The sequence below is a fragment of the Vibrio sp. 10N.286.49.C3 genome (assembly GCF_041469545.1).
Taxonomy (GTDB): Bacteria; Pseudomonadota; Gammaproteobacteria; order Enterobacterales; family Vibrionaceae; genus Vibrio; species Vibrio tasmaniensis_A.
In genome coordinates this window covers 36,971-58,052 of sequence record NZ_JBFRKT010000025.1, presented here as the reverse complement: position 1 = coordinate 58,052, position 21,082 = coordinate 36,971, and the positions used below count along the sequence as shown (strand labels likewise).

Annotated in this window: 18 protein-coding genes; 1 reads left to right on the top strand and 17 read right to left on the bottom strand. The window is 44.7% G+C overall.

Features of this window, described 5'->3' with window-relative positions; genetic code table 11:
- Positions 1-159 precede the first annotated feature (159 nt).
- Positions 160-1,713, bottom strand: coding sequence for a glutamine-hydrolyzing GMP synthase (gene guaA / locus AB4180_RS12030; RefSeq protein ID WP_017098065.1), 1,554 nt, complete (start codon positions 1,711-1,713; stop codon positions 160-162).
- Between the two features lie 202 nt (positions 1,714-1,915).
- Complete coding sequence (gene guaB / locus AB4180_RS12025; RefSeq protein WP_010440594.1) at positions 1,916-3,379, bottom strand: IMP dehydrogenase; 1,464 nt, start codon at positions 3,377-3,379, stop codon at positions 1,916-1,918.
- A gap of 271 nt (positions 3,380-3,650) precedes the next feature.
- Here guaB and xseA point away from each other — a divergent pair, with 271 nt between their 5' ends.
- On the top strand, positions 3,651-4,997 hold the full coding sequence (xseA, locus tag AB4180_RS12020) for an exodeoxyribonuclease VII large subunit (protein WP_102249565.1): 1,347 nt from the start codon (positions 3,651-3,653) through the stop codon (positions 4,995-4,997).
- Positions 4,998-5,086: 89 nt separating this feature from the next.
- Here the strand turns inward: xseA and AB4180_RS12015 are convergent, their stop codons facing one another.
- The 15 genes from AB4180_RS12015 to hscA form a co-directional block, all read right to left on the bottom strand.
- Entirely contained in the window at positions 5,087-5,314 is a 228-nt protein-coding gene (locus AB4180_RS12015; protein WP_017099592.1) for a zinc ribbon domain-containing protein, read from the bottom strand.
- Between the two features lie 42 nt (positions 5,315-5,356).
- On the bottom strand, positions 5,357-6,352 hold the full coding sequence (locus AB4180_RS12010) for a sensor domain-containing diguanylate cyclase (RefSeq protein ID WP_102249564.1): 996 nt from the start codon (positions 6,350-6,352) through the stop codon (positions 5,357-5,359).
- A 290-nt stretch (positions 6,353-6,642) separates the two neighbouring features.
- Complete coding sequence (locus tag AB4180_RS12005; protein ID WP_102249563.1) at positions 6,643-7,545, bottom strand: metal-dependent hydrolase; 903 nt, start codon at positions 7,543-7,545, stop codon at positions 6,643-6,645.
- 132 nt (positions 7,546-7,677) lie between these two features.
- Positions 7,678-9,159 (bottom strand): ribosome biogenesis GTPase Der, encoded by a 1,482-nt coding sequence (gene der, locus AB4180_RS12000; protein WP_010440555.1) that lies wholly within the window; start codon positions 9,157-9,159, stop codon positions 7,678-7,680.
- Positions 9,160-9,317: 158 nt separating this feature from the next.
- Positions 9,318-10,478, bottom strand: a complete 1,161-nt coding sequence (bamB, locus tag AB4180_RS11995; RefSeq protein WP_102249562.1) for an outer membrane protein assembly factor BamB — start codon at positions 10,476-10,478, stop codon at positions 9,318-9,320.
- A 10-nt stretch (positions 10,479-10,488) separates the two neighbouring features.
- A complete protein-coding gene (locus AB4180_RS11990) occupies positions 10,489-11,103 on the bottom strand; it encodes a YfgM family protein (RefSeq protein ID WP_065678454.1) in 615 nt (204 codons plus the stop codon).
- 76 nt (positions 11,104-11,179) lie between these two features.
- Entirely contained in the window at positions 11,180-12,448 is a 1,269-nt protein-coding gene (hisS, locus tag AB4180_RS11985; RefSeq protein ID WP_009848295.1) for a histidine--tRNA ligase, read from the bottom strand.
- A 70-nt stretch (positions 12,449-12,518) separates the two neighbouring features.
- Positions 12,519-13,640 carry a flavodoxin-dependent (E)-4-hydroxy-3-methylbut-2-enyl-diphosphate synthase gene (gene ispG, locus AB4180_RS11980; protein ID WP_009848294.1) on the bottom strand — a complete coding sequence of 374 codons (1,122 nt, stop codon included), beginning with the start codon at positions 13,638-13,640 and terminating at the stop codon, positions 12,519-12,521.
- Between the two features lie 7 nt (positions 13,641-13,647).
- Positions 13,648-14,613: a cytoskeleton protein RodZ gene (rodZ, locus tag AB4180_RS11975; protein WP_102249561.1), complete on the bottom strand. Its 966-nt coding sequence runs from the start codon at positions 14,611-14,613 to the stop codon at positions 13,648-13,650.
- 441 nt (positions 14,614-15,054) lie between these two features.
- Positions 15,055-16,197: a bifunctional tRNA (adenosine(37)-C2)-methyltransferase TrmG/ribosomal RNA large subunit methyltransferase RlmN gene (locus AB4180_RS11970; RefSeq protein WP_102249560.1), complete on the bottom strand. Its 1,143-nt coding sequence runs from the start codon at positions 16,195-16,197 to the stop codon at positions 15,055-15,057.
- A gap of 291 nt (positions 16,198-16,488) precedes the next feature.
- On the bottom strand, positions 16,489-16,923 hold the full coding sequence (gene ndk / locus AB4180_RS11965) for a nucleoside-diphosphate kinase (RefSeq protein WP_016797173.1): 435 nt from the start codon (positions 16,921-16,923) through the stop codon (positions 16,489-16,491).
- A gap of 105 nt (positions 16,924-17,028) precedes the next feature.
- Positions 17,029-18,324, bottom strand: a complete 1,296-nt coding sequence (gene pepB / locus AB4180_RS11960; protein ID WP_102249559.1) for an aminopeptidase PepB — start codon at positions 18,322-18,324, stop codon at positions 17,029-17,031.
- A 206-nt stretch (positions 18,325-18,530) separates the two neighbouring features.
- Positions 18,531-18,731: a Fe-S cluster assembly protein IscX gene (gene iscX / locus AB4180_RS11955; protein ID WP_004740335.1), complete on the bottom strand. Its 201-nt coding sequence runs from the start codon at positions 18,729-18,731 to the stop codon at positions 18,531-18,533.
- 134 nt (positions 18,732-18,865) lie between these two features.
- Positions 18,866-19,204: an ISC system 2Fe-2S type ferredoxin gene (gene fdx, locus AB4180_RS11950; RefSeq protein ID WP_102249558.1), complete on the bottom strand. Its 339-nt coding sequence runs from the start codon at positions 19,202-19,204 to the stop codon at positions 18,866-18,868.
- Positions 19,205-19,224: 20 nt separating this feature from the next.
- Positions 19,225-21,075, bottom strand: coding sequence for a Fe-S protein assembly chaperone HscA (gene hscA, locus AB4180_RS11945; RefSeq protein ID WP_102249557.1), 1,851 nt, complete (start codon positions 21,073-21,075; stop codon positions 19,225-19,227).
- Between the last annotated feature and the right edge of the window lie 7 nt (positions 21,076-21,082).

Sequence of the window (21,082 nt, the reverse complement as noted above, 5' to 3'; positions counted from 1 at the left end):
AAACGTCTCATTGTTTCTTGAGGTGATATCTAGTTTCCAACTGATTTGGTGTCTAGTTGTCAGCTATAAGCTTTTAATACCCTGAGTCAGAAAGAAAAAAGCCCCGAACTGAGTTCGAGGCTTAAGATCTTAATCAAAACTGGTTAAATCTCTAAGAGATTACTCCCACTCGATAGTTGCTGGTGGCTTACCAGAAATATCGTAAACAACACGTGAAATGCCGTTAACTTCGTTGATAATACGGTTAGATACCTTACCTAGGAAGTCGTATGGTAGGTGTGCCCAGTGAGCAGTCATGAAGTCGATAGTTTCTACGGCACGTAGAGATACAACCCAATCGTACTTACGGCCATCGCCCATTACGCCAACTGAACGCACTGGTAGGAATACCGTGAATGCTTGAGATACTTTGTGGTAAAGATCAGCAGCGTGAAGCTCTTCAATGAAGATAGCATCAGCACGACGCAGTAAATCACAGTACTCTTTCTTCACTTCGCCAAGTACACGAACACCTAGACCAGGACCTGGGAATGGGTGGCGATAAAGCATGTTGTATGGAAGACCAAGCTCTAGACCGATCTTACGTACTTCATCTTTAAACAGCTCACGTAGAGGCTCAACAAGGCCCATTTCCATATCATCAGGAAGACCACCAACGTTGTGGTGAGATTTGATTACGTGTGCTTTACCTGTCTTAGATGCTGCAGACTCGATTACGTCTGGGTAGATAGTACCCTGAGCAAGCCATTTAGCATTCTTCAGTTTCTTAGACTCTTCGTCGAAGATATCTACGAATACGTGACCGATGATCTTACGCTTCGCTTCTGGTTCAGCTTCGCCTTCCAGAGCGTCAAGGAAACGATCTTCCGCATCAACTTTAATGATGTTTAGGCCGAATTGGTCACCAAACATCTCCATAACCTGCTCACCTTCGTTTAAACGAAGAAGGCCGTTATCTACAAATACACATGTTAGTTTGTCGCCGATAGCGCGGTGAGCAAGCATTGCTACGACTGATGAATCAACACCACCAGAAAGACCAAGGATAACTTCGTCGTCACCTACTTGCTCTTTAATACGTGCAACTGCATCTTCAATGATAGATGCTGAAGTCCACAGACCTTCACAACCACACGCGTTAAGAACGAAGTTCTCAAGCATTTTTAGGCCGTTTTTAGTGTGCGTTACTTCTGGGTGGAATTGAACGCCGTAGTATTTCTTCTCTTCGTTTGCCATTGCAGCGTATGGGCAAGTATCTGTCTCTGCGATTTTTGTGAAATCAGCAGGGATTTCAACCACTTTGTCACCGTGGCTCATCCAAACGTCTTGAGTTGTCTCAAGGTCAGCGAAAAGCGCAGATTCACCCGTCACTTGTACAGCAGCGTAGCCGAACTCGCGCTCAGTAGACGTTGCTACTTTACCGCCAAGTTGCTCAGCCATCGTTTGCATGCCGTAGCAGATACCGAAGACAGGAACACCTGAATCAAATACATACTGAGGTGCACGTGGAGAATTATCTTCCGTTACACTTTCAGGGCCACCAGATAGGATGATGCCGTCTGGATTGAATTCACGAATATCCGCTTCTTCTACGTCCCAGCTCCAAAGTTCACAGTAAACACCGATCTCACGAATACGACGAGCTACTAGCTGTGTGTATTGAGAACCGAAGTCCAGAATTAGAATACGTTGGTCATGAATATTTTTAGTCATTGTAAGCAGTCTTATTGGCTATGTGATAAAACGGAGGCGAGTTTACTCACCTCTGATTAACTCTTCAAGAAATAAAGCAAACGTTTTCGTTGGTTATCTGTAACCTCGTGTTTTGAGAAAATCAGACTTTCTGCAAAACAGGCGGTAGATAAAATAATGTGCCGACTAAATCAGCACATTATTCAAACGTTTGGACGTATTATTAACCTAAACGGTAGTTAGGTGCTTCTTTCGTGATTTGAACATCGTGTACGTGAGATTCTTTCATGCCCGCACCAGAGATACGAACAAACTCAGCTTTAGTACGCATGTCTTCAACAGTTGCAGAACCCGTTAGGCCCATGCTTGAACGTAGACCGCCCATCTGTTGGTGAACGATCTCTTTTAGACGACCTTTGTATGCGATACGACCTTCAATACCTTCTGGAACAAGCTTGTCTGCAGCGTTGTCAGATTGGAAGTAACGGTCAGAAGAACCTTGAGACATAGCGCCAAGAGAACCCATACCACGGTAAGACTTGTAAGAACGACCGTTGTAAAGGATAACTTCACCCGGTGCTTCTTCAGTACCTGCGAACATTGAACCAACCATCACACAAGATGCGCCAGCAACGATAGCTTTACAGATATCGCCAGAGAAGCGAATGCCGCCATCTGCGATTACTGGAATACCGTATTCGTTAGCTACTTCAGCCGCGTCTGCGATTGCTGTTACTTGAGGAACACCAACACCAGTAACGATACGAGTCGTACAGATTGAACCCGGGCCGATACCTACTTTAACCGCACTAACACCCGCTTCGATAAGAGCACGAGCGCCAGCGCCAGTTGCTACGTTACCACCGATGATTTGTAGATCAGGGTATGCAGCGCGAGTTTCGCGGATACGGTTAAGTACGCCTTCAGAGTGACCGTGTGAAGAGTCGATAAGTAGAACGTCTACGCCAGCTTCAACTAGAGCAGCAACGCGCTCTTCGTTACCAGCACCAGCACCAACAGCTGCACCTACACGTAGGCTGCCGCGCTCATCTTTACAAGCGTTTGGTTTACGTTCTGCTTTGTGGAAATCTTTTGCAGTGATCATTCCCGTAAGTTGGAAGTCATCATTTACAACAAGAACTTTTTCAACACGCGCTTCGTGCATTTTCTCTTGAACTTCTTCACGAGTTGCACCTTCTTTAACAGAAGCAAGGCGAGCTTTAGGCGTCATTACTACGTCAACTTTCTTAGAAAGGTCAGTCACAAAGCGAACATCACGGCCAGTAATAATACCAACAAGTTCGTTTGTTTCAGTAACAACAGGGAAACCGGCAAAACCGTGTTTTTGAGTAAGAGCTACAACATCAGCGATTGTCGCGTCAGGGTTTACAGTAACAGGGTGAGAAACTACACCTGCTTCGTAAATTTTAACCTGGCGAACCATTTCAGCTTGTTGTTCAATAGACATGTTCTTGTGAATGAAGCCTATTCCGCCTTCTTGTGCCAGTGCAATCGCTAGGCGAGCTTCTGTCACAGTATCCATCGATGCAGAGATCATTGGGATGTTTAGGGAAATATTCTTCGTCAACTGAGTGCGAAGATCAGCTGTATTAGGGAGAACGGTGGAGTGTGCTGGCACTAGCAGTACGTCGTCGAATGTCAGCGCTTCTTTGGCAATTCTTAGCATTTGCAATATCTCACAATAATAGGAGTAAAAAGAAACAATCCAATCTCATCGTTTCGCCTAATGAGGGCAGCCAATTAAGGAAAATCAAACTGCATTTGGATTAGATATTGCGGACGGATTATACGGCCAACGAAATCGCTTGGCTACACATTTTTATACTTTTAATTTGCATTTACCCCCTTGCTATGTATTATATTGCCGCTATCTTCCATACTCACGCCCAGTGAGATTCCAAGAGAAAGACCTTCCTTCAAGGATAGATAGCGCTTCTATGACCAATCCAAACATCTTTACTGTTTCTCGCCTCAATTCAGAGGTTCGTCTCCTATTAGAAAACGAAATGGGAATAGTCTGGCTCGTTGGTGAAATCTCAAATTTCTCTGCACCTGTCTCTGGTCACTGGTACCTCACGCTTAAAGACTCTCGCGCTCAAGTTAAGTGCGCTATGTTTCGTGGCAATAACCGTCGTGTGACTTTTAAGCCTCAGAACGGTAATCAAGTGCTAGTTAAAGCGCGCCTATCTCTTTATGAGCCACGCGGTGACTATCAACTGATCATCGAAAGCATGCAGCCAGAAGGTGACGGCAAGCTTCAGCAAGAGTTTGAAAAACTTAAGATGAACTTGGCGGCGGAAGGTTTATTTGCTCAGTCCAGTAAACAAATTCTTCCAGAACATCCTAAATGCGTCGGTGTTATCACCTCTAAAACAGGCGCAGCCCTCTTCGATATTCTCGATATACTGAAAAGACGCGATCCTTCATTGCCTGTTGTGGTTTACCCAACCATGGTTCAGGGCGAAGAAGCGGCGATTCAAATTGCTCAAGCAATTGGGCGTGCCAATGAACGCAATGAGTGTGATGTATTGATCGTTGGCCGAGGCGGCGGTTCTTTGGAAGATCTATGGTGCTTTAATAATGAGATCGTAGCTCGCACCATTGCAGCAAGCCAGATCCCGATTATCAGTGCCGTTGGGCATGAAATCGATGTCACTATCGCGGATTTCGTCGCAGATATGCGTGCTCCAACGCCATCAGCAGCCGCTGAATTAGTTAGCCGTGACAACAGTCATAAAGAGCAAGCTTATGCGTCTAAACGTGCTCGTTTAGTGAGTGCGATTCGTCATGTGTTAATCAAACAAGCGCAATCAACTCAGACGTTGAAATACCGCTTAGAGAAACAACACCCGAGCTACCAACTGCAAAAGCAGAGTCAGCAGCTTGATGACTTAGACATGCGTTTGCGTCGTGGTATGACTCAATACCTAAAGCAGCATGCGCAGCGTGTTGAACGTAAGCAGCACCAACTTCAGCTGAACTCGCCAGTGAAACGCCTTGGTGAACAGAAACTGCATCTACAACGTTCAGAGCAAAAGCTATTGGATGCAATGGACAAGACATTACTAACTACTCGCCACCAACTAGCCATGGCTGCCGAGAAGTTAGAAACAGTAAGTCCATTAGCAACCCTAAAACGTGGCTACAGCATCACCCATTCAGCATCGAGTAAAACTGTATCATCCGTTAACGATATCGAAGTCGGTGAAGTGATCACCACCCAAATTGAAGACGGTGTGATTGAATCGAAAGTGACAACAAAGTTCGCTAAGAGCGAGTTCTAGGTTCATTAGATACAAAAAAGACCCAACACTTTGGTATTGAGTCTTTGGTATAACATCACCGATTGTCGTTCAAACCAAATAATTTAAGGCTATTCCGCTGGTTGGAATTCGAACTTTACTCTCGATTTAGATTTAAGCTCATTACACTCACCATTACAAAAATAGCTCGCTGCACCACAGGCTTGAAGCTTCTCAAGTTGGCTGCTGCACTCAGGACAAAACCCAACCTTAGTAAAGTGTGCCTGACAACTTTCACAGTGATACTTTCCATCCCAACCTAGCTCTGATTGGCACTTAGGGCAGATATTTTCACTCATTAGCATTTCCTAACTCACTACTTTTTTTACAATCTACTACTGCTAAGACTTAGCTTGCTTGATTTGGTACATGTTCTTATCAGCTTGTGCGATCAAGCCTTCCAATGACTCAGGATCTTTATCATAAGAAAGTCCAACGCTGACAGAAAACTGAGTGCCATCGATATAGAGCGCTTGTTCCAAGGTTCTTTCTAAGCTTCGATAAAAGTTCAGCACACTTTCTTGATCATCAAAGCAAGAGAACACGACAAACTCATCGCCCCCATAGCGCCCTATCTTGGCACAGGCAGTCGTTGCCTCATCAAGCACTTTTGCAACGGCTAACAACACATCATCACCAAAGCTGTGGCCAAACGTATCGTTTATTGACTTAAATTTATCGACATCAACAAACAGGCATGCCATCACTTTTTCAGTAAAACACCGGTTAGTTAACACCTGCTCGGCTTCTCTCAGCAATGCTCGGCGATTCAAACTGTGTGTTAGGGAGTCCCGATTGGCAAAAAAGTTGAGTTGATTCTCTAACTCATACTTCTCAAGCGCGACTGAATACAGAGAAGCCAATAACTCTAAGATCTCAAGTTCAAACTCATGAGGTTCAGAGATGTACTGACTGTAAATTGCGAAGGTACCTAATACGTGACCATGTGAAGAGATGATTGGCACTGACCAACATGCATGAAGATTGGCCTGATTGATTAAGGCTAAGAAAGGAATCCAATTCGGGTGTGCATTAATATTGGAGACCATGACAGCTTTCTTAAGTGCCGCCGCTTCGCCACAAGAACCAATTCCGGCACCAACCCCCACCCCTTCTATCTGCTGGTTATAAAAATCAGGCAAGTTTGGAGCATATTCTAAATGTAATGTATTCGATTCGGGGTTTAGCAATAGGATAGAGGCCATCCTTTGACCAAAAATCTGCTCGGTGAGTTGAATGATCTTGCGATTTAATTCTTTGCGATCCAACCCAAGGGCAAGCTTTCGAAGCAAACTGTTTACTGCTCGGTGACCTTCTAATAAAAATTGTTGTTTCATTCACTAAAGCTTTCAATTATATGGTGGGAACAGCTTGTTCTTATGCAAGCCTATATACTGGTCAATATTAACACACTAAATTACCACAACACACCACCGAAGATCATAGGTTGATCTTTTGCTTTATCTACTTTGATCAGCGATCTACCCCAAAAAGAATATTTATATCACCACACACCGAAAGCATAAGTTACATATGCTGCATTTCAATTTACAATGGAATATATGACTAGAAACAAACAAATAAAACCAACAATGCAGAACAATCTATTTTCGATCTTTAATTGAGATCATCGAGAGACACACGTCTGCATTTCGATATGTTGGTCATCTAATTGGGTTAACTTAACCGACAATGCCTTAAGTTCTGAAGTATTGTCGATGTGAGTACCACCACACGGAATAGACACTAAAGTCTCGTCATCTAGTTGCCATTCCCAGTAGCGAGAGTCTGTTAACGACTCACCTTCTAGTCTCATCGTTACAAGAGTCGATTCAGCAAGCCAGCCTGCAATCATCTGGTTAATATTGGCCTCAATGCCATCAAGGTTCGTTAGCATGTCAGCAACGTTCAGACCGCGTTTCTTCAATGTTTTACCTAAACGATACTTATCGGTACACAACTCTGGAGTCACAAAGCTAGTCACCTGTGCGTAGCTATTGAAGTCATAGCTGCCGAGTGGATCTTTTCTATCCGCATCTTTACGCCAGTAACTCTCAGCCAATACTTTATTCAAGGCTAAGAAGGCAATATGTCCGGCACTATGACCGCGGCTCAAACTGGCTTGGTGCTCTTTATCAACCGACAACTCAACTTCATCGCCAATTTTAATAATAGAAGCTGATACAGGTAGTTGGTGGACAACCACAAACGCCCACCCTTCCGTATCACGCTTAACAGGGATATCTGCTTCAATATAAAGATTTCCAGTAGATTGCTCTATTGCACCAACAAGGCAATCTTCAACAATATACTGTTCGCCACCTACGCTGACAAAACCTCGGTCTGCTGGGTGATCGGGCCAAATATGACTCACAGGGTGGAAAGGTGTCACGTCAGTGATCAAGTAAGTTTTGCTGTCGTCACTTTCAACGTACACTGCTTTTGCATTTAGCAGCCAAGTTTGATGACAAAATTGAGTCATGGTTGGTGTGATTGCTGACGCTGGTGTAATCAAATCGCTAGTGGTCATATCATTCTTCTTTTGGAATCTAGTCTAAGTCGCTAGCTGATAACGGAATCAAAGACGCGATTATCAGATAACGTGAATTTTACTTAAAAAAATACCCGAGACAGGCTCGGGTATCAAATCTATTGGAAAGGTTTACTTGCGACCTTTAACCATGCTCATCATACGTTTACGTTTACGTTCTTGAGAAATTGTCAGCTTGTTAGTCTTAGCTTCAAATGGGTTCTCGCTGTTCTGGAATTGAATGCGAATAGGTGTACCCATAATTTCTAGTGAACGACGGTAGTAGTTCATCAAGAATCGTTTGTATGAATCTGGCAAGTTACGTACTTGGTTACCGTGGATAACGATAATCGGTGGGTTGTAGCCACCAGCGTGCGCGTATTTCAATTTAACACGACGACCACGAACCATAGGTGGTTGGTGATCATCAGTCGCCATCTTCATGATACGAGTAAGTACAGAAGTACCAACACGAGTCGTTGCTGACTTATAAGCTTCTTGAACAGACTCAAACAAGTGACCAACACCAGTACCGTGAAGTGCAGAGATAAAGTGAATACGTGCGAAATCAACGAAACCTAAACGACGGTCTAGTTCTTTCTTAACACGATCTTTAACGTCGTTATCTAGGCCATCCCACTTGTTTACGGCAATAACAATTGAACGACCTGCATTCAACGCAAAGCCTAACAAGCTTAGATCTTGATCTGAGATGTTCTCGCGAGCATCGATAAGCAGTAATACGACGTTAGCATCTTCAATCGCTTTCAGTGTTTTAACCACTGAGAACTTCTCAACTGTTTCATTGATATTTTTACGGCGACGAACACCCGCAGTATCAATCAGAACGTATTCACGCTCATCACGCTGCATCGGAATGTAGATAGAGTCACGAGTTGTACCTGGCATATCGTAAACAACAACACGTTCTTCACCAAGAATACGGTTAGTTAGTGTTGATTTGCCTACGTTAGGACGACCAATGATCGCTAGCTTAATCGGTTGATCTTGAAGGCGCTTGAATTCTTCTTCCGCTTCTTCTTCAGTGAAATCAACTTGCTCTTCTTCTTCGTCTTCAAATTCAGTTAAATCGCTTACTTCACCATTCTCAGCTTTTAACGCTTCAGCGAATGGGTTTAGAGCAAGATCAATCAACGCTGTTACACCACGACCGTGCGCTGCAGCGATTTGGTACATGTCTTCTACGCCTAGTTGCCAGAAATCAGCACTTGCAGCATCAGGGTCGATACCATCAACCTTGTTTACTACTAGCATTGAAGGCTTTTCTAGTTGACGAAGGTGCTTAGCAATAGCTACGTCTGAAGGTGTTAGACCCGCACGACCATCTACCATAAATAGAACGACATCAGCTTCATCAATCGCCGCTAGCGACTGTTCAGCCATTTTAGTTTCAACACCTTCTTCGGTACCGTCGATACCACCAGTGTCGATAACAATAAAGTCATGCTCGCTAAAATGAGCATGGCCGTATTTACGGTCACGCGTTAAGCCAGGGAAATCCGCAACCAATGCATCACGAGTTCGAGTCAATCGGTTAAATAACGTAGATTTACCTACGTTCGGACGCCCTACTAGAGCAACAACAGGTACCATAACAACCTCTACAATTTCTTCTCTAAATGTAGTTATAGGTAAGCACTTGATCGCAAGTTTAAACTCTTACCTATAACCACACGGTTTATTAATTTATAACAACAAAACGGCTCCTAGCTGTTACCAACCAGGAGCCGACTGTGAATTGTATCACGCTTTTATTGGCTAATCGTTAGTTTCTTTACATCGCCATTGCGAGTCGTCACTAAGTAGCCTTCAGGCATTTCAATTGGCGCAACCGCAAAGCCGCTACCATCGACGAGCTGTTGAGCAACAAACTCACCCGATGAACGATCTAACCAGTGCAGATAACCTTCTGTATCACCCACAACTACATAACCATTAATAATAGCAGGTGCTGTCAGTAAGCGGTTTTCTAACAATGGAGTGCTCCAAAGTTCAGTACCACTACGCGCATCAACCGCAACCACATGGTCTTTGTCGGTAACAACGAACAAACGGCTACCATCACTCGCTAAATCAATCGCTGACGAGTAGTTACGCTTCCAAATTGGCTTACCAGAACGAAGATCGATAGCAATCAGCTGACCATTGATACCTACGGTATACAGGGTGCCACCAAGAACAACCGGTGATGCATCCACATCAACTAAACGATCGATTTCCGTTGCACCTTTTGGCGTGCCTACTGGCTGTTGCCAAATAAGCTGACCACGATCAACGATAGCTGCGGCTAAACGACCATTTGCCGTACCCCAGAATACACCACCTGAAACAGTAACAGGCGAGCTATCGCCACGAAGTGTTAGGCTTGGTACTTCGGTACTGATGGTCCATTTTTGCTCACCGCTTTCTTGATCTAACGCGGTCAACATGCCACGACTGGTATGAACAATAACCATGTTGCTTTCAGTTGCAGGGGATGCAAGCACCTCACCATTCACTGATACACGCCACAGCTCTTCACCGGTTGATTCATCCAGCGCGATCACTTCGCCATTTTCAGAACCAACAAATACCTTACCGTAAGCTGCCGTTAAGCCACCCGATAAACGAGCCAGTACTTCTTTCTCAAGATCGACTTTCCAAAGCTCTTTACCTGTTTCAGGGTCAAGCGCTTTAACCATACCTTCACGGCTTGCAACAAATACTTTGTCGTAAGCCAATTCCGGCGTTAGTTTTGAAAAGTAGTGACCAACACCATCACCAACCGACGTAGACCATTCCTGGCTAGGAGTAAACTCGCTGTTTACCGTTGGTACTGGTGCCATGATTACGGTGTCTTCTTCACTTGCACAGCCCGCTAGCAGGCCAAGAGCAATCGCACACAACGCCGCTTTTGGAAACATCTTCTTCATTCAAAGCGCCTTATTTAGCTAGGTCGTCAAGTTTGATTTGAAGCGTTTGGCTCGCATCAGCAGCTTGTTGAGCTTCAGAGTATGCACTGTAAGCTGCATCTGTGTCGCCTTTACGAAGTGAGATATCACCACGCAGTTCAGCAACACGGCCTTTCCAAGATTCGTCAGTCATCGCTTCAAGATCAGTCAATGCTGCGTCAAATTCACCTTGCTCAGCTTTGATACGAGCAACACGGTAAGTCAGTAGTGGCGCTAATGCCGCGTCCTTAGTTGCCGATTTTGCCCACTCAAGTTGTTCTAGTGCAGCTGTAAGGTCACCCGCTTGAACTTGCGCTTTTGCTAATTGCATAGCAGCAAGTACTGAATATTCAGCGTCTTTGTTTGCGTCGATGAAAGCTTGAATATCAGATTGAGCATCAACGCCTTTAGCATCTAGAGCTGAGATTGCAGAGGTGTAGCTTTCTGAAGCGGCTTCACGCGCTTCAACGACTGAATCTTGGTAATAGCGCCAACCAAATAGGCCACCTAAACCAATAACCGCACCAAAGATTACGGCTTTGCCATTCTCTTTCCACCAATCTTTAATGGCTTCAACTTGTTGCTCTTCGCTATCGTAAAGTTCCACTTCCTGTCCTCTTTAATTCTTTAAACGCCAGCATAGTGCTGACGTTGATATTCATGATGAGCGTTTGCTCAATGGCTTAGATTAACGCAGCAACTTTTTCTGCAACTTCCGTTTGAGACACGGTTTGTTGCTCGCCGCCAACCAAATCTTTTAGCACAACTGTATTGTCAGCAACTTCGTTCTCACCAAGTACCAACGCCACAACAGCACCTACTTTGTCAGCACGTTTGAATTGCTTCTTGAAGTTACCACCACCGAAGTGGTTCATCACACGTACGCCTTCAACGTTATCGCGTAATTGATTCGCTAACTGCATGCCCGCGATCATTGTACCTTCGCCAGCAGCAACCATGTATACGTCAACACTACGACGAACTTCTGTAAGTTCTAGCGTTTCCATCATAAGGACTAGACGCTCTAGACCCATAGCGAAGCCAACAGCATTGGTTGCTTTGCCGCCGAGTTGTTCAACAAGACCATCGTAACGGCCACCACCACATACTGTACCTTGGGCACCAAGGCTGTCTGTGATCCACTCAAATACGGTGCGGTTGTAGTAATCTAGGCCGCGTACTAGACGCTCGTTAACTTGGTATTCGATACCAACAGCGTCAAGAAGTTCACACAAACCAGCAAAATGTTGCTTCGATTCTTCACCTAGATATTCAGATAGTCGAGGTGCGTCACCTAAGATAGCTTGAACATCCGGGTTCTTAGTATCCAGAACACGTAGAGGGTTAGTGTGCATGCGACGTTTGCAGTCTTCATCTAGCACATCAATGTGTTGCTCAAGGAAAGCCACTAACGCAGTACGGTAGCTTACGCGATCTTCTTGAGAACCGATTGAGTTCAATTCAAGACGAACGTGTTTATCGATACCTAGTTCACGCCATAGACGTGCTGTCATCATAATAAGTTCAGCGTCAACATCTGGGCCGTCTAGGCCAAACACTTCAACACCACATTGGTGGAATTGACGGTAACGACCTTTTTGAGGACGCTCGTGACGGAACATTGGGCCCATGTACCATAGGCGCTGTTCATCACGGTTAATAAGGCTATTTTGAATACATGAACGTACACAACCTGCTGTGCCTTCTGGACGCAGCGTTAGACTGTCACCATTGCGGTCATCAAAGGTGTACATCTCTTTAGAAACAACGTCTGTCTCTTCACCAACCGCACGGCTAAATAGGTTTGTTTCTTCAACGATAGGCATACGTACTTCGTTGTAACCGTATGCGCTCACCACACTTTTAACTGCGCTTTCTACTTTCTGCCACAGTGGTGATTGAGTTGGAAGGCAGTCGTTCATGCCTCGAATTGCTTGGATATTTTTAGCCACAGTATTTATTCCGTAATTTCTCACGACCAGGTATCAGTGCGAATAGACAATCACACCCCATCGCGTTGTATTAATCTTCTAAGTTTTCTACATCAATGCGATTTGCTTTATCAAGCACTGATGCTTTTGCACGAATCTTAGCTTCAAGTTTGTCGACAAGGTCATCGTTATCGAAGCGCTCTTTCTGACGCTTACCGTCTTCGTAAAAAGCACTCTTACGTGCACTACCAGCTAGACCTAAGTGAGACACTTCAGCTTCACCAGGGCCGTTAACCACACAACCGATGATAGATACATCCATTGGAGTAATCACGTCTTCTAGGCGCTCTTCAAGGGCATTAACGGTGTTAATAACATCGAACTCTTGACGAGAACAGCTCGGGCACGCAATGAAGTTGATGCCACGCGAGCGAATGCGCAAAGATTTAAGAATATCAAAGCCAACTTTGATCTCTTCAACAGGATCAGCCGCGAGCGAAATACGCAGCGTATCGCCGATACCTTCAGAGAGAAGCATGCCTAAACCTACCGCTGACTTCACAGAACCTGCACGCGCACCACCCGCTTCGGTAATGCCAAGGTGAAGAGGTTGATCAATCTGCTTAGCAAGCAAACGGTAAGAACCGACGGCTAGGAATACATCAGACGCCTTAACGCTGACTTTAAATTGATCAAAGTTCAAACGGTCTAGGATGTCTACGTGACGCATTGCAGATTCAACAAGCGCTTCTGCTGTAGGCTCTGTGTATTTCTCTTGGATCTCTTTTTCAAGAGAACCACCGTTAACACCAATACGAATCGGGATATTCATATCACGAGCACAATCCACAACAGAGCGAATGCGGCTTTCGTTACCGATGTTACCTGGGTTGATACGCAGACAGTCAACGCCGTATTCAGCCACTTTAAGTGCGATACGGTAGTCGAAGTGAATATCAGCAACCAAAGGAACAGAGACCTGCTGCTTGATTAGCTTAAAGGCTTCAGCTGCATCCATAGTCGGTACAGATACGCGAACGATATCAGCGCCAACTTTTTCCAGAGCTCTAATTTGAGCAACGGTCGCGGCTACATCTGTTGTTCTTGTGTTGGTCATGGATTGCACAGCAATTGGTGCACCATCACCGATCGGCACATCACCCACATAAATACGGGTTGATTTGCGACGAATAATAGGAGATTCGTGTTGCATATTAACTCTAAGGTAAGGTTATTCTAGCTACTTTGCCTGAAGTATACCCAGAAAGGTCGACAGGTTCACTTGCAAATGTCATCGATACGCCCTCTGGCGCACCTAGAATCACTTTATATGGCGCAGTTCCTGATAGATTTAACGACTGGCCTGCTTTTTTGATGCCAGTCGACAAGGTTTTGCCCGAAGCATCTTTCACTTGGATCCAGCAATCAGCAGAGAACTGCATCACTAACTCGTTAATCACAGCTTCAGGCGCAGTGCTTGCTTCAACAGCTTCTGCATTAACAGCAATTTCAGTATTAACAGCAACTTCAGCAGTTGGTTCTGTCTCTGTTGCTTGCTGTGCAGTAGTTTCGTCAGTTAAAGTAACAGAATCTTCCGCATCGCTTATCGCAGCAAGGTCATCAGTATCTTCAACTACAGAAGTACCCTCTTCATTTTGTTCAGCTTCAATCACTTCTAAAGAGGTGAATTCAGGGGCAAGTGATTCTTCTACAGCTAGCTCTTCTGAGCTTTCAGTATTAGCTAAAGATTGAGATAGGGTGTCTTGTTGTTGGTTCTGCCACCACCACAGTGAGGAGATACCCGCAATTACCGCAAAAATGCTCCAAGTAAGGATCATAATACGGCTGTTGTGCTTCTCGGTTTTAGTCTTACGAGAAAAGCTCAACATTTCTTGTTCTTGATGTTGAGCGTCACCAGCATGATGGAGTGCGCTCAATACGACCTTTTCGTCAAGATTGACGTATTTCGCGTATGAACGAATGTAGCCACGCATAAAGGTGGCAACTTGATCTGACTCGAATTGGTTTTCTTCAATTTGTTGGATCAGCGTAACGCGCAGCTTTAAACGATCAGAAATCTGCTTTTGTGTTAAACCAAGAGATTCTCGTTTATTTTTAAGCAGCGTTCCCGCTTCGATTTCTGGAGCGACAGTTTCTTTTGTTTGTGTTTCGTGTTCTGTGTTCATAGAGAGTGAACTTCTAAAGTATTATCGCAGGTTGATGAGAGCATTTTTATTGTCGTTTAAGCTCAATCTAACAACCCACTTTATGTGGAATTTTTCCTGTTATCTAAATCATCAACCCTTAAAGACGAACATCACCCATTGACTATGGATGACCTTCTCAGGAAGCTAGTTTATCAAGTAGCCAACCTAAATAGACACATTGATGATTATCGGGTAACAAGCGAGCACTTAAATTAATTTAAGATGAGTTAATCATAAGCTAATGCCATTGCAAGGCAAAAACACTTTAAACAAAATTTACCGTCAGCTCATGGTTTTGTCCAAAATTTGACGAAAAATGTAAGAAAGCGTGGGGAAAAAATCCAATTATTGGAAATTCACCTTCCAGAAAAGCAACAAGCCAGAAGGAATCCTTCTGGCTTGTTTAGATCTAAATGGTATTTAAACCGCTTTTACTTGAATCACATCACCTGCGATCAAGTTAGCTTCAGAGGCGGCTTTCAGCATTTTAGTACGCTTGGTTCTATCAATAACATCACCAACCAGCTGACCACATGCGGCATCAATATCATCACCACGAGTTTTACGAACCGTAACTGTGTAGTTGTATTCCATCAGCGTTTTTTGGAAGCGATCAATACGAGAGTTGCTTGGCTTCTTATAAGGCGAACCCGGATAAGGGTTAAATGGAATCAAGTTGATCTTACAAGGCGTATCTTTCATTAGCTCAGCAAGTTCACGAGCGTGGTCCATATCATCATTCACATGATCCAACAGGACGTACTCAACCGTTACTTTGCCGCGGTTAGCATTTGAAGATGCAATGTAGCGACGAACCGATGCTAGGAAGTCTTGGATATCCCAACGGTCGTTGATTGGCATGATTTGGCTACGTAGTGCATCGTTTGGTGCGTGTAGAGAAATCGCCAGAGCGACATCGATGTTATCTGTCATCTGATCAAGACCAGAAACAACACCAGATGTTGATACTGTTACACGACGCTTAGACAGTGAGAAACCTAGATCATCAAGCATCAGCTCCAATGATGGCATTAGGTTCTTCATGTTCAATAGAGGCTCGCCCATACCCATCATTACAACGTTAGTAATTGGACGACGACCGGTTTCTTTTTCTAGGCCGATTTCGCGAGATGCACGCCAGATTTGGCCAACAATCTCTGAAACTTTTAGGTTACGGTTGAAGCCTTGTTGAGCTGTAGAACAGAACTTACATTCAAGTGCACAACCAACCTGTGAAGAGACACACAGCGTCGCACGGTCACCATCTGGGATGTATACCGTTTCAACGTCTTGGTCGCCAACGCTCATCGCCCATTTAATTGTGCCATCTGAAGAGTGTTGAGCTTCAGAAACAACAGGTGCCACAATCTCACAGCGACGTTGAAGTTTCTCACGTAACTTTTTGTTGATGTTGTTCATTTGTTCGAAGTCATCGACACCGAAGTGATAAATCCACTTCATCACTTGCTCTGCTCGAAACGCTTTCTCATTCAGTTCTTCTGTGAAAAATTTACGAAGACCTTTACGATCAAAATCGAGTAGATTGACTTTAGCTGTGGTCATGATGCCTCTCAATGACGGAACAATAATTAAGGGCGCGAATTGTACAGGCTTTACGCAACTTCAACAAGCATTGTAAAACCCTGTGTTTATTAAGACATTCAAACTTAAGCGATTAAAATTTGAACAGTTGTGTTTATTAGCCTGAGATTACCCAATTTAAACAAAAGATTCCCGATTACACTCCTTCGTCGCTTTCGGGAATGACGGCCAAATTGATTATCGAGAGCGTAAAATCCACTTACAAAAAAGGCCTCACCGAAGTGAAGCCTTTAGAATAATTTGCTGTGCCGATTATTGAGCTGGGCGTGGGCAAATTTCAGATTCTGGGAAGAAGAATTCGATTTCGCGAGCTGCAGACTCAGGACTGTCGCTGCCGTGAACTGAGTTGTAACGCATGCTGATTGCGTAGTCAGCACGGATAGTACCGCATGCCGCTTCTTCTGGGTTTGTTTTGCCCATAAGTTCACGGTAACGAGCGATAGCGTTTTCGCCTTCAAGCACTTGAACCATGATAGGACCAGAAGTCATAAACTCTTTAAGAGCAGGGAAGAACTCTTTGCCTTCGTGTTCAGCGTAGAAGCCACTCGCTTGCTCTTCAGTAAGACGAACCATTTTAGCAGCAATAATTTCTAGGCCTGCTTTTTCGATACGGTGGTAGATTTCACCAACAAGGTTACGCTTAACTGCATCCGGCTTAACAATTGAGAACGTTCTTTCTAGAGCCATAGGGATTCCTTCACTTCATTTTTTGTTATTAAATACTGAAATTACTAAGATCATTCGATCTGAGTTTATGAATAAGCGGTATCGAAATACCGCTCACTCTTATTATTATTTTGCTTGATCGATAAGAAGACGAGCCAGTGTACGAACACCCATACCGGTCGCGCCTGCAGCCCACTTATCACTAGATGACTTACGGTAAGTACCCGCGCAATCCATGTGAATCCAACCTTTTTTGTAGTCATCTACAAAGTAAGAAAGGAACGCAGCAGCGGTACTTGCACCCGGTGTGTAATCACCAGAGCTGATGTTTGAAAGATCAGCAAAGTTTGAAGGCAACATACCACGGTGGAAATCAGCAAGAGGCAGTGGCCATAAGCCTTCTTTCTCTTGATTTGCCGCCGTTAGCGCTTGGTGAGACAACTCATCATCGAAGCTTAATAGTGCGTGGTAGTCGTTACCCAGTGCGTTTTTAGCCGCGCCTGTTAGCGTTGCACAGTCGATGATCAGCTCAGGGCTTTGTGCACTTGCGTACATCAGGCCATCAGCCAGCACTAAGCGACCTTCCGCATCGGTGTTCATGATCTCAACTGTTTTACCGTTTTTGTAGGTAATGATGTCGCCAAGCTTCAATGCGCGACCAGAGATCATGTTCTCTGCACAACATAAGATAAGCTTGATGCGCTTGTTCAGACCACGTTCAATCGCAAGACCTAAACCACCCGTAATCGTTGCTGCACCACCCATGTCAGCTTTCATTGCTGTCATGAATTGGCCTGGTTTGATGCTGTAACCGCCCGAATCGAACGTAATACCTTTACCGACTAAACAAGCAAATACAGGTGCGTTTTCGTCGCCAGTTGGGTTGAAGTCCAGTTGCAGCATTGCTGATGTACGCTCAGAGCCGCGGCCGACCGCGTAGATGCCTTCCCAACCTTCTGTTAGTAGATCTTTGTCTTTAACGATCTTCGCTTTAACAGTGCCCGCTGGTGCCACTGACTTGATGTATTCTGCAGCCATTGTCGCAAGTTGACGAGGTGCCACTTCTTCAGCGGTTTTATTGATAATGTCACGCGTCCACTCAGTTGCGCGAATACGAGCTTCAAGCTCTGTTTGATCGGCTTCTGAAAGTGCATCCCATTCCAATGCATTCTTTTTCTTTGGTCCACGGTAGCCTTGGTAGAAAGCCCAAACACTTTCTAGATCCCAACCTTCACCACGAAGTGAAACGAATGCGATACCTTGTCCGTCAAGCGTACGACCCGCACGTTGAACTGCGCCTAGATCGTGGCCTTCACCAATGTGAATTGTCGCTCCCGCTTCTGAGAACGATAAAATAGCTCTTGCTCCCCACTGAGGCTGGGCAGCTTCTTGACTTAAAAATACTGACATCTGTGTAGACATGATTTCTCCTTGTCATGAACCACTTTGAGTGTGTGATTCTGATTATTTTTTATTAGCGCACTGATGTTAGCATTATGTAGGAGGAAAATGTCATTTTGATAAAAAAACGGACCATAAGGTCCGCTTTTTTTAGTAAGAATTGTTAACTTGGCTGCGTTTTATATTGGACTGATACCAACCCGCGACCAAATCATTAGACAAGAGGATTAATCCATCTCATCCATCCAGCACAAAATAATAGCCTCTAAGATTTTCTCATTCGAGTGGTTAGGCTCGTCGTCGAACTCTTCAAGGTCTAGCACCCATTGATGCAGATCGGTAAAACGTACCGTTTTAGGATCAGTATCAGGGTACAAATCACATAGCTCAATTGCGATGTCTCGCGAATCAATCCACTTCAAGCTCATAACACTTCCTTATATTTATCAGCGACGCTTGGTCACCTTTATAATCTATATTCTAGGCCAGTTTTCTTAGTATGTTTGTCTAAGCAATAGCTCTCTCAGTCATCACTATATTAGCCATGACTGAAAACAGGTTCTTAGTGGTCTTCAGAAGCCAGGTTCAACGTGTACTTTGGAATCTCTACAACAAGATCCGAATCAGCTACTTTAGCTTGGCAACCAAGGCGAGATTCCATCTCTAAACCCCATGCTTTATCTAGCATGTCGTCTTCTAGGTCATCACTCTCTTCTAAAGAGTCGAAACCTTCACGAATCACGACGTGACATGTAGTACATGCACACGACTTCTCACATGCGTGTTCAATACCAATACCGGCCTTCAATGCAACATCAAGAACCGTCTCACCAGTTTTTGCTTCTAAAACAGCGCCTTCTGGACATAGATCTTCGTGAGGTAAAACAATAATCTTTGGCATGTTTATCTATTCTCTAACTATTAAATATTATCGACTGACTGACCTGACAGTGCAGCACGAATTGATTTATCCATACGACGAGAAGCAAAGTCTTGGCTCGCTTTGTCGGTATTCTTAATTTCTAGTTCAATGGCATCAGCGTTGTCGCCATTACGCACTTCAATCAGTGCTTCAATCGCTTGAACAAGTTGTTGTTTGCCTTGCTCATCAAGTAGCTCGTCACCGTCGGCTTGCATTGCAGCGATAAGGCCTTCGATAACGCGATCCGCTTCTACGCGTTGCTCAGCAAGAGCACGCGCTTGCATGTCTTCTTTTGCAAACGTCATCGAATCTTTCAGCATGCTAGCCACTTCGTTGTCGCTTAGACCGTAAGAAGGCTTAACTTGGATTTCAGCTTGAACGCCAGTGCTCTTCTCCATTGCGGTAACCGATAGCAGGCCATCAGCATCCACTTGGTAAGTAACACGAATATGAGCAGCACCTGCAGTCATCGGCGGGATGCCTTTCAGAGCAAATCTAGCCAGTGAACGACAGTCGTCAACCATCTCACGTTCGCCTTGCACGGTGTGTACTGTCATTGCAGTTTGACCGTCTTTGAACGTGGTAAATTCTTGTGCGCGAGCAACAGGGATCGTGGTGTTACGAGGAATGATCTTTTCGACCAAGCCGCCCATGGTTTCGATACCAAGAGACAGAGGGATAACGTCCAGTAGTAGCATTTCAGAGTCAGGCTTATTACCCACTAGGATATCCGCTTGAATCGATGCACCAATCGCAACCACTTCATCAGGGTTAATGCTGGTTAGTGGCAGACGACCAAAGAAGTCGCCGACCATTTCACGTACAAGTAATGTGCGAGTTGAACCGCCGACCATCACAACTTCTAGAACTTCATCTGCATCAACTTCCGCATCTTTTAGTGCACGACGGCATGAAAGCAGTGTTTTCTTAACCAGCGGTTTGATGATCTCTTCAAACTCTTCACGAGTTAATGAACCAGACCAACCTAGTACGTCAACATCAACGCTTTCCGCTTCAGATAAGCCAATCTTCGCTTCTGTTGCGGCGTCTAGAAGAATACGATTCTGCTCTGCTGTTAGCTCTGATAAGCCCATTTGTTCTTGGAAATGATCCGCAACTAAATGGTCAAAGTCGTCGCCACCTAATGCAGAGTCACCACCTGTTGCTAAAACTTCGAAGACGCCTTTCGATAGGCGTAGGATAGAGATATCAAATGTACCACCACCTAAGTCATAAACAGCAATTACTCCTTCTTTACCTGAATCCAGGCCGTAAGCAATCGCAGCGGCAGTCGGTTCATTAAGAAGACGTAACACGTGAAGACCAGCAAGTTGCGCCGCGTCTTTCGTACCAGCACGCTGTGCATCATCAAAGTAAGCAGGAACGGTAATAACAGCACCAGATAGCTCACCACCGAGTGTTGACTCAGCACGTTGACCTAGCGCTCGCAGAATGTCTGCAGATACTTGAATTGGGTTCTTGTTACCTTGCTCTGTGCGAATCACAGGCAAACCATTATCACTTTCTTCAAATTGATATGGCAGAGATGGGTATCGCTGTTGAATATCTGACAGTGAACGACCGATTAGTCGCTTAACTGAGATAATGGTATTTTTAGGATCAGTCTGTGCATTTGCACGAGCTTCATCACCAGTCGTGTACGACTCTGACGTATAGTGAACAACGGAAGGAAGAATACTGCGACCTTGTTGATCAACCAGTGTGCTCGCCTCACCACTGCGCACTGCCGCAACCAATGAGTTTGTTGTACCTAAATCAATACCCACAGCAAGCTTGTGCTGGTGAGGAGCGGCGCTTTGCCCTGGTTCTGCAATCTGAAGTAGTGCCATGGATGTG